Origin of the sequence: Paenibacillus amylolyticus (assembly GCF_003719335.1) — a bacterium.
GTDB classification, from domain to species: domain Bacteria; phylum Bacillota; class Bacilli; order Paenibacillales; family Paenibacillaceae; genus Paenibacillus; species Paenibacillus amylolyticus_D.
In genome coordinates, this window is record NZ_RIAS01000011.1 from 67,787 (window position 1) to 82,538 (window position 14,752).

General features: G+C 43.7%; 15 protein-coding genes. 3 read left to right on the plus strand and 12 right to left on the minus strand.

Features of this window, described 5'->3' with window-relative positions:
• Positions 1 to 94 precede the first annotated feature (94 nt).
• The 8 genes from EC604_RS19245 to pdhA form a co-directional block, all read right to left on the minus strand.
• On the minus strand, positions 95 to 586 hold the full coding sequence (locus EC604_RS19245; RefSeq protein WP_275670045.1) for a Fur family transcriptional regulator: 492 nt from the start codon (positions 584 to 586) through the stop codon (positions 95 to 97).
• A 371-nt stretch (positions 587 to 957) separates the two neighbouring features.
• Entirely contained in the window at positions 958 to 2,445 is a 1,488-nt protein-coding gene (locus tag EC604_RS19250) for a glutamate synthase subunit beta (protein WP_123065711.1), read from the minus strand.
• Positions 2,446 to 3,041: 596 nt separating this feature from the next.
• Positions 3,042 to 3,530: a dihydrofolate reductase gene (locus tag EC604_RS19255; protein ID WP_123065712.1), complete on the minus strand. Its 489-nt coding sequence runs from the start codon at positions 3,528 to 3,530 to the stop codon at positions 3,042 to 3,044.
• A 90-nt stretch (positions 3,531 to 3,620) separates the two neighbouring features.
• Positions 3,621 to 4,415, minus strand: coding sequence for a thymidylate synthase (thyA, locus tag EC604_RS19260; RefSeq protein ID WP_123065713.1), 795 nt, complete (start codon positions 4,413 to 4,415; stop codon positions 3,621 to 3,623).
• Positions 4,416 to 4,700: 285 nt separating this feature from the next.
• Positions 4,701 to 6,116, minus strand: coding sequence for a dihydrolipoyl dehydrogenase (gene lpdA / locus EC604_RS19265; protein ID WP_123065714.1), 1,416 nt, complete (start codon positions 6,114 to 6,116; stop codon positions 4,701 to 4,703).
• A 3-nt stretch (positions 6,117 to 6,119) separates the two neighbouring features.
• Complete coding sequence (locus tag EC604_RS19270) at positions 6,120 to 7,445, minus strand: dihydrolipoamide acetyltransferase family protein (RefSeq protein WP_123065715.1); 1,326 nt, start codon at positions 7,443 to 7,445, stop codon at positions 6,120 to 6,122.
• A 176-nt stretch (positions 7,446 to 7,621) separates the two neighbouring features.
• The gene (locus EC604_RS19275) at positions 7,622 to 8,599 is read right to left on the minus strand and encodes an alpha-ketoacid dehydrogenase subunit beta (protein ID WP_111271698.1); all 978 of its coding nucleotides are present in this window, start codon (positions 8,597 to 8,599) and stop codon (positions 7,622 to 7,624) included.
• Positions 8,600 to 8,704: 105 nt separating this feature from the next.
• Positions 8,705 to 9,772, minus strand: coding sequence for a pyruvate dehydrogenase (acetyl-transferring) E1 component subunit alpha (gene pdhA, locus EC604_RS19280; protein WP_090916691.1), 1,068 nt, complete (start codon positions 9,770 to 9,772; stop codon positions 8,705 to 8,707).
• A gap of 254 nt (positions 9,773 to 10,026) precedes the next feature.
• Between pdhA and EC604_RS19285 the strand changes: the two genes are divergently transcribed.
• Positions 10,027 to 10,761, plus strand: coding sequence for an alpha/beta hydrolase (locus EC604_RS19285; protein WP_123065716.1), 735 nt, complete (start codon positions 10,027 to 10,029; stop codon positions 10,759 to 10,761).
• 35 nt (positions 10,762 to 10,796) lie between these two features.
• On the opposite strand, the gene EC604_RS29955 is transcribed toward EC604_RS19285, so the two are convergent.
• Genes EC604_RS29955 through EC604_RS19295 form a run of 3 tightly spaced genes read right to left on the minus strand, consistent with a single transcriptional unit; the run spans position 10,797 to position 12,183 of the window.
• The gene (locus EC604_RS29955) at positions 10,797 to 10,967 is read right to left on the minus strand and encodes a hypothetical protein (RefSeq protein ID WP_161556987.1); all 171 of its coding nucleotides are present in this window, start codon (positions 10,965 to 10,967) and stop codon (positions 10,797 to 10,799) included.
• 42 nt (positions 10,968 to 11,009) lie between these two features.
• On the minus strand, positions 11,010 to 11,480 hold the full coding sequence (locus tag EC604_RS19290; protein ID WP_123065717.1) for a low molecular weight protein-tyrosine-phosphatase: 471 nt from the start codon (positions 11,478 to 11,480) through the stop codon (positions 11,010 to 11,012).
• 7 nt (positions 11,481 to 11,487) lie between these two features.
• On the minus strand, positions 11,488 to 12,183 hold the full coding sequence (locus EC604_RS19295; protein WP_123065718.1) for a trimeric intracellular cation channel family protein: 696 nt from the start codon (positions 12,181 to 12,183) through the stop codon (positions 11,488 to 11,490).
• Positions 12,184 to 12,373: 190 nt separating this feature from the next.
• Between EC604_RS19295 and EC604_RS19300 the strand changes: the two genes are divergently transcribed.
• Complete coding sequence (locus EC604_RS19300; protein WP_123065719.1) at positions 12,374 to 13,015, plus strand: thiamine diphosphokinase; 642 nt, start codon at positions 12,374 to 12,376, stop codon at positions 13,013 to 13,015.
• Positions 13,016 to 13,354: 339 nt separating this feature from the next.
• Entirely contained in the window at positions 13,355 to 13,855 is a 501-nt protein-coding gene (locus EC604_RS19305; RefSeq protein ID WP_123065720.1) for a C40 family peptidase, read from the plus strand.
• Positions 13,856 to 13,981: 126 nt separating this feature from the next.
• Here EC604_RS19305 and EC604_RS19310 read toward each other — a convergent pair whose 3' ends face one another.
• On the minus strand, positions 13,982 to 14,683 hold the full coding sequence (locus EC604_RS19310; RefSeq protein ID WP_205127940.1) for a response regulator transcription factor: 702 nt from the start codon (positions 14,681 to 14,683) through the stop codon (positions 13,982 to 13,984).
• Between the last annotated feature and the right edge of the window lie 69 nt (positions 14,684 to 14,752).

Sequence of the window (14,752 nt, forward strand, 5' to 3'; positions counted from 1 at the left end):
TGACGGCAAAAAGGGGCCTTCCGCCGACGGAAGCCCCTGCTTCTGAAACTTATTATATCAGATTTTGGATTCAAGAGCACCTATCCGGGATGAATTAACCGGCTGCTGGCTCATCAAGCTCATGTTTTTGTCTGCATTCTTTACACACACCTTGAAAATCAAGTCGATGATCGGTCACAGCAAAACCATACTGACGCAAAACCTGTTGCTCCAATCGAAGCAATCCATCTTCCATAATTTCTTCCACACTGCCGCATTCCGTACAGATCAAGTGATGATGATGGTGTGAGCCGTCTGTGCTACGCAAATCAAAGCGTGCAGCTCCATCGCCAAAGTTAATTTTCTCTACAACCTGCAGGTCACTGAGTAGCTCCAAAGTGCGATAAACGGTTGCGAGTCCAATCTCCGGAAACTTTTCTTTCACCAGAAGAAATACTTCTTCCGCACTAAAATGATCTTTTTCATGTTCCAACAATACACGTACCGTCACTTCGCGTTGCTGAGTTAGCTTATATCCTTTATCAACCAATTGGCTTTTGATTTGATGAATTTGCTCTGAAATGGACTTGTCCCGATTACTTGCCATACGGGTGCACCTCCGTTATATGTTATGTTACCTGTTCTTACTTAAACGTATCTGCAATAATGTACTCAATTCATTGTCATTTTTATAAGACAGCATCGTCATAGTTAGCATTCAATTTCACACACCGAATCAATTGGTCTTCGATCTTATTTATAATAATTATAATATAATAATAAGTCTTTATCTTAGAAAATGCAATGCTCTTATTCACATTGTCATCAGAAATGGAAAAATTCACGGAAGATTTATAGATAAAAATGTATAGCAAATACCCCTCGCATATGCGAGGGGTATTCATGGCTTTATTCATAATGTAAAAAAATTTTATGAAATAAATTAAAAAGGCAGGAAGATTGAACGATGGTACTGGTTTATACCAGCACTGTTGCGCCCATCAAATATTTATCCACTTCACGAGCGGCTTCACGGCCTTCATTGATAGCCCATACCACTAGACTTTGACCCCGACGCATGTCACCCGCTGCAAATACTTTATCTACGTTGGTGTTGTATTTGCCATAACGTGCTTTCACGTTCGTACGGCGATCCGTTTCAAGTCCCAACTGCTCAACCAGTGTTTGCTCCGGTCCGTCAAAACCGATGGCAATCATCGCCATCTGCGCAGGGAATACACGCTCTGTGCCTGGAATTGGCTGATAAATTTTGCGGCCTGTCTCATCAACAATACGTTCGATTTGAATAGTGTGCAGTTCTTTGAGATTGCCCTCTTCATCACCCACAAATTTGGTGGTCATGATAGAGAATTCACGTGGATCTTGGCCAAACAATGCTTTGGCTTCTTCTTGTGCATAATCCAGTGTATAAACGTTTGGAAATTGCGGCCAAGGGTTGTTGATTGGATCACGCTCAAGCGGAGCCTGAGTATGTGTACCAAATTGCGTGATCGTACGGCAACCATGACGCAACGATGTAGCAACACAGTCAGAACCTGTATCCCCGCCACCAATTACAATGACATCTTTATCCTTTGCAGAGATATAGTTACCGTCCTCCAGGTTGGAGTCTAGGAAGCTTTTGATGCTTCCATTCAGGAAGTCCATCGCATAGTGCACACCTTTCAGGTCAGCACCTTCAATGTTAAATTCGCGTGGCTTGGTTGCACCGCCACACAGAACAACAGCATCATAATCATTAACAAGTTGCTCAGCCGGAATATCTTTTCCGATCTCTGTATTCGTAATAAACTGGATTCCTTCTGCTGCAAGCAGGTCTACACGGCGTTGTACCACTTTTTTATCCAGCTTCATCGTTGGAATTCCATACATTAATAATCCGCCGACACGGTCTGAACGTTCATATACTGTTACCGTATGTCCAGCCTTGTTCAATTGAGCCGCTGTTGCAAGTCCCGCCGGACCTGAACCGACTACAGCTACACGCTTGCCTGTACGTTTCTCCGGTGGCTGTGGAACAACCCAACCTTCTTCGAAACCTTTCTCAATAATAGCTTCTTCAATGGTTTTGATCGTTACAGGCTGACCAATCAGGCCCACTGTACATGATCCTTCACAAGGAGCTGGGCAGATACGGCCTGTAAACTCCGGGAAATTGTTTGTTTTGTGAAGGCGCTCCAGCGCTTCCTTCCACAAACCGCGATAAACGAGATTATTCCATTCTGGAATCAGGTTATGAACCGGGCAGCCTGACGTACCCCCAGTCATATCTATACCTGTATGACAATAAGGGGTACCACAATCCATACACCTTGCACCTTGTGTTCTGAGTTCTTCTTCAGCCATATGTTTATGAAACTCTTCCCAATCCTTGATACGCTCCGTTGGCTCTCGATCCGCAGGGAGCTGCCGTTTGTATTCCATAAATCCAGTAGGTGTAGACATCTTACGTTTCCCCCATCCGTTCTTGTCTTAATCCCTTCATGCGTATGGCTCTATATGAAATGGATTACTCTTTTAACCTGAGTTTTTGTCTATTGTATCACAAAATCTACTCAAAGATATTTCAATTATAGTAGCATTTACGACATTGAATATTAAATGGATTATCCGCATAATTATTTGTATTTTATACATCATATCGTTCAAATGAACGTATGGTCAATAGCTTAAATTTGGTCTTAAAACAGAGTATAATGCTTTTTTGCAAGCGAAAGTTGAGAACTGAAAAAGTAATAACGTCATATAAATGTAAGATAAATTATCATTAAATTCAAGCTTTTTAGAAAAATTTATGCTCATTCACGAAAATAAAGTTTGATTTAAAGCTTTACAACGTTGAAATCCTACAGTTCTTATACTATTCAACCATAAACGCAAGTTGATCCAATGTATATTATGCAAAATTCACCAGTCTATATGTCATATTGATGTAATAAAGTAATATTTCAAATGACTGTTCACAATCATTTCAAAAAACATAGAATAAAAAAAGACACTGTTCACGGAAAATTAGCGTGTTCAGTGTCTTTAACTTTTTTCTAACGTTTGCGCTCGTAAAACTCGAATGTAAAAGGATATACGTTTTTCTCATCCTGCTCGCCTTCGATCTGCTTCTTTAACTCCCACTCGCTCCAATCTACTTCCGGAAAAAACGTATCTCCCTCAAATTGTTCATGAATTTTGGTGACGACAAGCCGATCCGCAAACGGTAAAAACTCCCGATATACCTGAGAACCTCCAATCACGCAAAGCTCTTCACCTTGAGCAGCCTTCAGACCTTCTTCAATCGTATGTACGATCTCTGCTTGATCTGCTCTATAATTCAAGTCCCGGGTTACAACAATATTACGACGGTGAGGGAGTGGCCTGCCGCCGAATGATTCCCACGTATTACGTCCCATAATAATCGTTTTGTTTATCGTTTGCTGCTTGAAAAAAGCCATATCTTTTGGCAATCGCCAAGGAAGAGAGTTATTACGTCCAATCACACCATTCTCTCCCATTGCCCATACCAATTCAATACTCAAAAGCCGCACACTCCTTTCTATTTGAAACCGTCCATTTATAAAGGCTTCATCCTCACCGTTTCACAGATAATCGCTTATCGCTCATTTAGATTAGACTGCAATTGGAGCTTTGATGCCCGGATGATGCTCATAATTTTCAAATTCAAAATCTTCAAATTTGTAATCAAAAATCGAATCAGGCTTACGTTTGATCACCAGCTTAGGCAGAGCAAAAGGCTCCCGCTCTAACTGCGTTTTCACCTGCTCCACATGATTGGAATAGATGTGCACATCTCCACCCGACCAAATGAAGTCGCCCACTTCCAGGTCACATTGCTGTGCAATCATATGTGTCAAAAGCGCATAGCTGGCAATATTAAATGGCAGACCAAGGAACGTATCCACGGAGCGCATCGTCAGCATACAAGATAGTTTACCCTCAGCCACATAAAATTGAAACGCGAAATGACAAGGCGGTAATTTCATATTGTTAATCTCGGCCACATTCCACGCACTCACCAGATGACGGCGGGAATCCGGATTATTTTTAATGGAATCTACAACAGCAGCGATCTGATCTATTTTTTCCCCGTTTGGCGCTTCCCATGTCCGCCATTGAGAGCCATAGACAGGTCCAAGATCGCCATTTTCGTCTGCCCAATCATCCCAGATCTTCACACCATTTTCTTTCAAATAAGCAATATTCGTATCCCCACTCAAAAACCACAGCAACTCATGAATAACTGACTTCAGGTGAATTCGTTTGGTCGTTACAAGCGGAAAACCTTTGGATAAGTCATAACGGAGCTGTCTACCGAAGACAGATTGTGTCCCTGTTCCAGTACGATCCCCTTTGTGAACGCCGTTATCCAATATATCTTGTAATAAATCGAGATAGTTTTTCATGTTGGTATCTCCTCGCATCTCTATATATGTTACGCACTCATACCCAACTGGGCCACAGACTTCGAGAGGTCTGATCATTTAATTAGTTTACCATACTGGTCACGTTGGCAAAAGGCTCGAAACTTAATCAAAGCCATAGTACTTAAATACGAATAGTTTAAAACCCATATAACGCTTCAAAAGCAACATTTAACACAAATCAAAAAGAGGCGAACAACGCACTAGCGTTATTCGCCTCTTTTGAATTAACATATAATGCCGGACGAATCCGATGCTTCGATGATCTTAACGGGAAATGATGTGGATCGGGTGACCCATTACCAATTCCGCTGCTTCCATCACGATTTCGCCCAAAGTTGGGTGAGCGTGAATAGTAAGCGCCAGATCTTCCAAAGTTGCGCCCATCTCGATTGCAAGACCAAGCTCAGCAATCAGATTGGAAGCTTCCAGACCAACGATTTGGCAACCCAATACAAGGCCACTTTCTTCGTCAGCAACGATTTTCACGAAGCCTTCAGCATGGTTCAAAGATACTGCACGGCCATTGCCCGCGTAAGGGAATTTACCTGCTTTTACTTTGTAACCTTTTTCTTTTGCTTCTTTCTCCGTGTAACCTACGCTGGAGCACTCAGGATCTGTGAATACAACAGCTGGCATACATTTGTAGTCTACTACAGATGGTTGTCCAGCGATTGCTTCCGCAGCCACTTTACCTTCATAAGAAGCTTTGTGTGCCAAAGCAAGACCAGATACGATATCACCAATTGCGAAGATGTGCGGGATGCTAGTGCGACCTTGGTGGTCAACTTTAACGAATCCGCGCTCATCAACGTCAACACCGATCATATCAAGACCGAGTTCTCCGTCTGTATTAGGACGACGTCCTACAGTAACGAGCAGGTAATCTGCAGTTACTTCTTTGGACTCACCATTTACAGAATATTTAACAGTTACATCTTTATCCGTTTGCTCAGCGCTTTCCGCTTTTGCACCCGTTACGATTTCGATGCCTGTTTTCTTCATGTTTTTAGCCACAAGGCTAGTCATGTCTTTATCGAAACCTGGCAGTACAGTATCCAAACCTTCGATGATTGTTACTTTAGCACCGAATTTGGAGTACATTTGACCAAGCTCAGCGCCGATATAACCGCCGCCGATAACGATCATGCTTTTTGGTACTTCAGGCAAGTTCAATGCTTCTGTCGAAGAAAGGATGCGTCCGCCAAACGGGAAAGGTTTAAGTTCGATTGGACGGGAACCTGTTGCAATGATTGCATTTTTGAATTTGTAACGTGGTGACTCGTGATCGTTGAATACACGAGCTTCGTTTTCGTTGATGAACATGCACTCACCGTTGAAAACTTCAACTTTGTTGCCTTTGAGCAAACCAGCTACGCCGCCAGTCATTTTCTTAACAACGCCGTTTTTGAATTCTTGAGTTTTAGCAAAATCTACTTTTACGTTCTCGGCGGAGATACCGAAAGCTTCGCCGTGAAGAGCAGACTCATATTGATGCGCAGCAGAGATCAGAGCTTTGGATGGGATACATCCGCGGTTCAAACATACCCCGCCCAGCTCGGATTTGTCTACGATCAATACGCTTTGGCCCAGTTGTGCAGCACGGATGGCAGCTACATAGCCGCCAGGTCCTGCACCAATTACTAATGTGTCGATATTGAGAGAAGCGTCGCCTACTACCATATCTTACACCTCCATAACAAGCAACTCAGGGTTAGCGAGCAGCTGTTTAATGTAATTCATAAAGTTTTGTGCTGTTGCGCCATCGATGATACGGTGGTCGAAGCTTAAGGACAATGCCATTACAGGTGCTGCAACAACTTCGCCGTTTTTGATAACCGCTTTTTCGCTGATGCGTCCTGTACCCAAGATAGCAACTTCTGGGAAGTTGATGATTGGAGTGAAGAACATACCGCCAGCAGAACCGATGTTACTGATGGAGATTGTGCTTCCTCTCATTTCGTTCGCGCTCAGTTTGCCGTCGCGTCCACGAGCTGCCAGATCACGAATGGAATCAGCGATCATCCAGATGGATTTGCGATCAGCATCTTTGATTACAGGAACGATCAGGCCGTTGTCTGTATCTGTAGCGATACCGATGTTGTAGTATTTTTTGTATACAATTTCATTTGCTTCTTCATCAATCATTGCGTTCAACGCTGGGAATTGACGGGAAGCTGCAACCAATGCTTTAACGATGAATGGCAAGTAAGTAACTTTTGTGCCTTTTTTCTCTGCAATTGGTTTCATGCGAGTACGGAATGCAACCAGTTCAGTTACGTCCACTTCGTCCATGATTGTAACGTGCGGTGCAGTGTAAGCCGATTTAACCATTGCATTGGAGATCGCTTTACGGATACCTTTGAAAGGTACGCGCTCTTCTTCAAGGCGTTGATCAGCCGCTGCAGCTGCAGGTGCTGCGGATTTTTTCTCTTCTTGAGCCGGAGCTGCGGAAGAAGTTGCCGCTGCGGAAGATCCGCCGCCATTTTTGAAGGATTCCACATCTTCTTTGGTTACTTTACCGTTGTTGCCAGTACCGTTAACCTCAGCGATGTTTACACCTTGCTCACGAGCAAATTTGCGAACGCTTGGCGTAGCCAAAACGTCTTTTGCAGGAACAGCAGGAACGCTGTTGTTGCCGCCTTCTTGAGCTGCATTGGAGCTTGAAGCTGCTGCAGAAGAACCGCTAGTGTCTGCTCCGCCTTGTGCTGCGTCTTTCTCTTGCGCACCTTGGTCTTCAGCAGGAGCGTCGTCTTGCTCAGGCAGTTCGCCTTCTGCATCGATAACCGCTACAACTTCACCAACGTGGCAGATTTGACCGTCTTTAGCGAAAACTTCAGTTACTGTTCCGTTTACCGGACAAGGAACTTCAACAACCGCTTTGTCGTTCTGTACTTCCATGATGATATCGTCGTCAGTTACTTTGTCCCCGACTTTGATGTGCATCTTGATGATTTCGCCTTCGTGAAGGCCTTCGCCCAGTTCAGGGAATTTATATTCAAATTTAGCCAACTGAAAAACCTCCTTGATTATTTGCTCAATCCTGAAAACAACCCTTAGCTCCAAAAACCAACTGTTACTGCGAGCGCAAATAACTGTCAATCAAGGGACTAATGGCTGTTTACAGTGCAGCTTGCGCTACGATGTGAATCACCATACTGCGCCTTGCGGCATGTCAGATGATTGAATTAGAAGTTCATGACTTTGTTAACCGCAGCAACGATACGCGCCGGGTTAGGCAACCATGTATCTTCGATTTGTGCAAAAGGATATACCGTATCCGGGCCAGCTACACGCAGAACCGGTGCTTCCAAGTGCAGGATTGCTTTTTCATTGATTTGCGCAATGACTTCAGCCGCAACACCTGCGCTCTTTTGAGCTTCTTGTACAACAATTGCACGGTTTGTTTTCTTCACGGAAGCAACAACTGTATCGATATCGATCGGGCTGATCGTACGAAGGTCGATAACTTCAACTTTGATACCTTGTTTTTCAAGTTCTTCTGCAGCTTTTACAGAAGTATGAACCATCATACCGTAAGTAATGATGGTAACATCGGAACCTTCACGAACAACGTTCGCTTTACCCAATTCAACAACATAGTCTTCTTCAGGTACTTCTGCACGGAAAGCGTGGTACAGGTTCAAGTGCTCCATGAAGAATACTGGATCGTTGTCACGGATGGAAGCGATCATCAGACCTTTCGCATCGTAAGGGTTAGAAGGAACTACCACTTTAATACCCGGAGTTTGCGTGAGCAAACCTTCCAGAGAGTCAGTGTGCAATTCTGCCGCTTTTACGCCGCCACCAAATGGTGTACGGAATACGATCGGAGAATTGTATTTACCGCCAGAGCGGAAACGCATACGAGCAGCTTGAACTACCATTTGGTCAAGGGCTTCGAAGATAAAACCTACGAATTGAATCTCAGCTACCGGACGGAAGCCTTGAATACCCAAACCTACAGCCAAACCGCCGATTGCGGATTCAGCCAGCGGTGTATCAAATACACGCTCTTCGCCAAACTCTTTTTGCAAGCCTTCCGTTACACGGAAAACGCCGCCTACATTACCTACGTCTTCACCGAAAAGCAGAACGTTAGGATCACGTTTCAGCTCTACGCGAAGCGCATCACGAATTGCTTCTTTCATGTTCAATTGTGCCATTTGCTTCATTTCCTCCTTAAACATTGACAGTTCACATTTGAATTCATACATGTATACCGAGACACCAGTGCCGGCGCCGGATGTTTATGCTTTATCGGAAAAAACTTATTGGAAATCAGCTTTTTGCTCTTCCAAGTGCTTAGGCGTTTGTTCGAACATGCTGTCGATCAAGCCTGAAATCGTCATTTTCTCGGTTTTTTCCGCTTTTTTGATCTCTTCGTTCACTTTTGCTTTTGCTTCTTCTTTCACACGTGCTGTATCTTCTTCAGTCCACAGACCTTTTTTCTCCAGATATTTAGCGAAACGTGCGATTGGATCTTTTTCGCTCCACTCAGCCTCTTCTTCTTTCGTACGATACTTGGAAGCATCATCAGAAAGGGAGTGTGGACGGAAACGATAAGTTACCGCTTCGATCAAAGTAGCGCCTTCTCCGTTACGTCCGCGTTCAGCAGCTTCCTGAACCGCTTTGATAACAGCGAAGATGTCCATACCGTCAACTTTAACACCTTTGATCCCTGCTGCTACCGCTTTATGAGCGATGGACAGAGCTGCTGTTTGTTTAGCAAAAGGAGTTGTGATGGCATAACCATTGTTTTGTACAAAGAAGATAACTGGCAGTTTGTAAACACCAGCGTAGTTCAGACCTTCATAGAAGTCACCTTCGGAAGATCCGCCATCACCTGTGTACGTGATAACCACTTGTTTTTGTTTCTTCAATTTGTAACCCATAGCAATACCCATTGCGTGCAGAATTTGAGCACCAATGATGATTTGCGGCATCAATACGTTAACGCCGTCCGGAATTTGTCCACCATGCTGGTGTCCACGGGAGTACAAGAATGCTTGATAAAGAGGAAGTCCATGCCATACGAGTTGCGGAATGTCACGATAGCCAGGACATACAAAGTCTTCTTTTTCAATTGCAAATTCACTACCAACCATTGTAGCTTCTTGACCAGATACTGGAGCATAGAAACCAAGACGGCCTTGACGGCCAAGGTTTACTGCACGGTCATCCCAAGTACGGGTAAATACCATGCGATACATAATTTCTTTTAATTGATCGTCGGAAAGCTTAGGCATCATGTCTTTGTTAACAATTTCGCCGTCAGGAGACAGCACGGACAGAGCTTCTACATCCTCCGTGTATACTTCATAAGGAACCTTGCTCATTTTTTTCTTCACCTCAACAAAAAATTTGAATATCAAGTTCCGCTGTTATATTATTATTATACACCTGTTTCACTGCATACGTCAAAGAAATCCGTAATATTTTTATGTTTCCTTTTGGATTGTATGTATAACAGGGGTTTAATATTGGTATAACAGCATAATACATGATTGCGTGTTTGACCCATCCCCGCACCAGGTTAATCTTACCGTATTGCGCGGTCGAATGCAAAAATAACCCGGAAAGGTGACGTTTTATGACGGATTCCCGCTATTTGAAACGGACAATTGTTAAGGAAGAGATTGAAAGTCGTTACCTCGGTGAGAAACGGACCCTTCGCATCTATCTTCCTCCAGGCTACAACGAACTGCTTAGCTACCCTGTGGTGTACTGCCAGGATGGCGAAGAGTTTTTCAACTTTGGCCGCATCGCTACCACAGCTAACCGCATCATTCTCGATGAAGGTGCTGAACCTTTCATTATTGTAGGAGTTCAGGTAGACGTCTCTGTAAGGACTCAAGAGTACGCTCCGTTCGGCAGCCGGTTCGAAGCTTATACGAAGTGCTTTGCAGAAGAGATTATTCCCTATGTAGAAGAGAAATATCCTGTAAGACGCTCTCCGCAGGAACGTGTTCTTGCTGGTGATTCATTGGGAGGCAGTGTTTCATTGCACCTTGCACTAAAATATCCTGAGCTGTTCACCCGTGTCATCAGCATGTCTGGTGCATTCTACTCCGCTTCTCAGGAAATCTACGCTGCAGCCGAAGACTTGTCCTGGTTGTCGATCTGGATGATTGTTGGTTTGCAGGAGACGGCTTTCGAAGCCGATACCGGAACGTATGATTTTGTACAGCTCAACCGGGATACGCATGATCTGCTGGAGAAACGTGGTGCTCTTGTCTCCTATCAGGAGAAAGACGGGAATCACCAATGGGGCTTCTGGCAAAAGGAACTGCCTGATGCCTTGCTTTACTTTTTACAAGAAGGTTAATAGAAGACTGTTTCAAAAAGATCATGCAGAATGAACTAGAGGTTCAAGCAACAAATCAAATATTTCGTTGAACAGGCGGCTGCATAGCCGCTTTTCTTTTTAAGATTTTTCGCCGATTCGTTGTTACCGCTTACATTCATGCCCTGAAAAAGAAGCAGGAGCTTATCGTCGTTACGTTCCTGCTTCTTTGCCATTTCACCAATCATAACGGGCCACTCAAACTCGGCTTGTATTTCATCTAATCAAAATCAGGTTAAAGGATGCTCTTCTTCGATTCTCTTCAGCAGCACATCACAACCTGCATTCACCAGCTCGTACACTTCTTCAAAGTTCCCTGTGTAATACGGATCAGGCACTTCTCTCAGCTTTTCGTTCGGCAGCAAATCCATGAACTTGATAATCTGTGCCTCATCTCCGCCTGGCAGGCTGCGTACATTCTCTGCATTGGAATTATCCATACATATAATGTAGTCAAATTCAGTGAAATCTTCACTGACAAATTGTCTTGCTGTCATGTTGGCATAAGAGATTTGATAGCCATCAAGCAACTTACGGGTACCCTCATGAGGAGGCTTGCCCACATGCCAGTTGCCAGTACCAGCCGAATCAATCCGAATCTGTTCGCCAAGCCCCTTTTCAATCACTTTGTGGCGCATCACTGCTTCCGCCATAGGAGATCTGCAAATGTTACCGAGACATACATATACAACGTTAATCATGATAAAGTTACTCCCCCTTGCTCAAAGTTCCTTGGATTACGGATGGTGCATGTTGCGGAATAAGTTGCTCCGGCTTCAAACCGATGGTTTCGCTAGGCGTCAACGAGCGGCGCGGCAACTTCCATTTGTAGTGCACAGAACACATCCGGAAAAAGACTACTGTTGCAAAGCAGATCAGCAAACCAATATTTGTTGTAAACCAGCCCATTCCGATGGCAAATCCCGCTGCCATTGCCCATACCGCATAGATCTCATCACGAAGAACAAGTGGTTTACGTCCGGCAAGAAGGTCCCGAATGATGCCTCCGCCAATTCCCGTCAGTACAGCTGCAACGATTACAGCACTGATGGGATGACCCATATTAGCCGCATACAATCCGCCTTGAATTGCAAAGGCAGCCAGTCCAATTGCATCAAACAAAGCTTCAGTTCGTTTCCAGTGACTGATCCACTTCAAAGGCAATACAAAAGCAACAGCTACAGAAACCAATGCAAGCATGATTAAAGAGCCCTGACTCCATAATGTTGTTACAGGCACACCAATAAGCACATTTCGGATGACTCCGCCTCCGAATGCTGTTACAAGCCCAAGCACCAGTACACCCAAAATGTCATATTCCTCTTCCATAGCTACAAATGCACCGGACATCGCAAATGCGATCGTACCGATAATGCTGAATACTTCAAAAATGTGTAAGTCCAACCTGTTCAAACCTCACTTTTCAAGTCATCTCCATGTCGCTCTCCCCATTGTATCCGCGAGTACGGAAATTGTGCAACCACATTTTGTCGATTATACTGGTTTGGTGTATAGTTTTATACCTTAGCGTAGTATTTAGCTTATGATAAAAATCAAATGTTTTCCCTCTATAAATAAGGAAGGATGAAATAGAATGGACTATAAACGTATTGTCATCTTCACAGGTGGCCAACTCACGCAGGAATTTCTCCAGGAGATTCAGCCCGATGACGTTATTATTGCGGCAGACCGTGGTGCCTTGTATTTAATACAGCATGGCATCAAGCCACATATCGCAGTAGGCGACTTCGATTCGATAACAGAAGAAGAACGAGAGATTGTAAACAGTAACAGTGTAGAATTCATCGCTTGTGATCCAATCCATAAAGATCTGACAGATACCGAAATGGCATTTGAAACCGCTTTGGATCATGAGCCTACTCATATTCTCATCTTTGGTGCAACGGGCACACGAATGGATCATACCCTAGCGAATGTTCATATTATGGTTCGTGCTATGCAGCATCACATCTCCTGTGCGTTGCAGGATGAGCACAATTATATGACGTTAACCACCTCCAGTGCTATCGTCGAGCAACGTGGTTATACCTACGTCTCTTTGCTTCCATTAACGCATGAGGTCACTGGGATCTGCCTGGAAGGATTCATGTATCCTTTGGATCAAGCCACTATTCGCATGGGACAATCATTAGGAATTAGTAACAAGCTACTGGACAAGTCAGGAACAGTTACGATTGACAGCGGCCTGCTGCTCATTATTCAAAGCAAGGACTGAACATTAAAATGCTAAAATAGTAAGGTGTTTTAGAAGTTTATATGTGTCAAAAGCTAAAGCTCGACGTTCGTTTATTACGTTTTTGTAACCTTTATTTTGTGTTCTATATTAACTCAAATTAAGAAATCCCCTTGATTATCAAGGGGATTTTTGTTTTTCATCCTTTTCTAGATTCGTCAATGATTAATTTTTTGACATTTTTAATCGTATTTTAATAATTACACCTAAACTACTGTCCTATCAGCCTTTTTGCTTATGTATCCAATTTCTAGGGTGTTACAAACCTGTTATACTCGCTCTAGCAACTTAACGAAAACGAATTTTGGAGGTACTAACTACATGAAAACAAACTTCTTCATCCAAAAGGCCGTAACCGTCGGGTTGTGCGCTACACTAGGTTTTGGAGCTGTATTAATGACAAATGCACCTGTTGCACAAGCCGCAACGGCATCCGTATCAACAGGACAGCAAATTGTAAACTATGGTAAAAAATTTACTGGAACTCCATATAAATTTGGTGCTTCAACAACAACAACCAGATACTTTGACTGCTCTTCTTTCATGAAGTACATTTTCAAAAAGTATGGTGTAGATCTTCCGCGCACTTCCGTACAACAATCTAAAGAAGGTAAATTCGTCTCTAAAGCCAATCTTCGTGTTGGTGATATGGTGTTCTTCTCGAGCGGTAGCCGCTCTACGGGCTCTAACATTACTCACGTTGGCGTGTATGCTGGAAACGGCAAAATTCTGCATACGTACGGCTCTCCAGGTGTAACCATATCTGATCTGAACTCCGGTACGTGGAAAAGAACGTACATTACAGCTCGCCGCGTCCTGTAGTCCATCTGTTTCTATATAATCTAACTGACGACCGGATCAATTGATCCGGTTTTTTCATATCATCCTATCTTTTCTTACCCGGATTAACCCTTGTTCCAAACTGGAGAATGGTGGAATATTTAATAATCAGCTATCGACTAGCATATAACCTATCCCTCGAACCGTCTGGATCAACTTCACCTCTCTGCCTTTATCCACTTTCACCCGCAGATGTTTAATGTAGACATCAACTACGTTCGTATCCATGGCGAACTCATACCCCCACACCTCGCGTAAAATATCTCCCCGTGTGCAGGCCTCATTCAGATGTGAGGCTAAAAACTCCAATAATTCATATTCTTTCGGAGTCAGGTTCAAATATTGCCCTCCACGGCTAACTCTTCGCGAACGCAGATTAAGTCTGAGGTCTTGAACCATAATTATTTCCTCCCCTTCATGGGAAGAACTTGCGAATAACCGAAGCAGGCTGCGAATTCTCGCAAGCATAACCTTCCAATGAACAGGTTCCTCCATTACATCATTCGCTCCAAAATCAAGCCAATCAATCACCCGTTGCGGCGAAGCTTCAGGAATAATAACCATTAAAGGTGTAGATGAAATTGAATTCATCCATTTCTTCAATGCTATTCTATCCTGTTCACTCTGATTCACATCCTCAAACTCTCGCTCCACCAAAATAATGAGATGCGGACGAGCAGTCTTAACGTCCACCATGTCGTTCAATTCAAACCATTCTATATGCTTCACCTCATAGCCTGCGTCTTGCATGATACGCTCTATACGGCGCACTAAATCCCCAGTACCCACTAATATGATCGCTGTTTTCATCATTTCTCACCCGGCCCGTCTGGTTTCCGTTGCTACTTGGCATGCATTGTACCGTTAGGATGCCTTAAA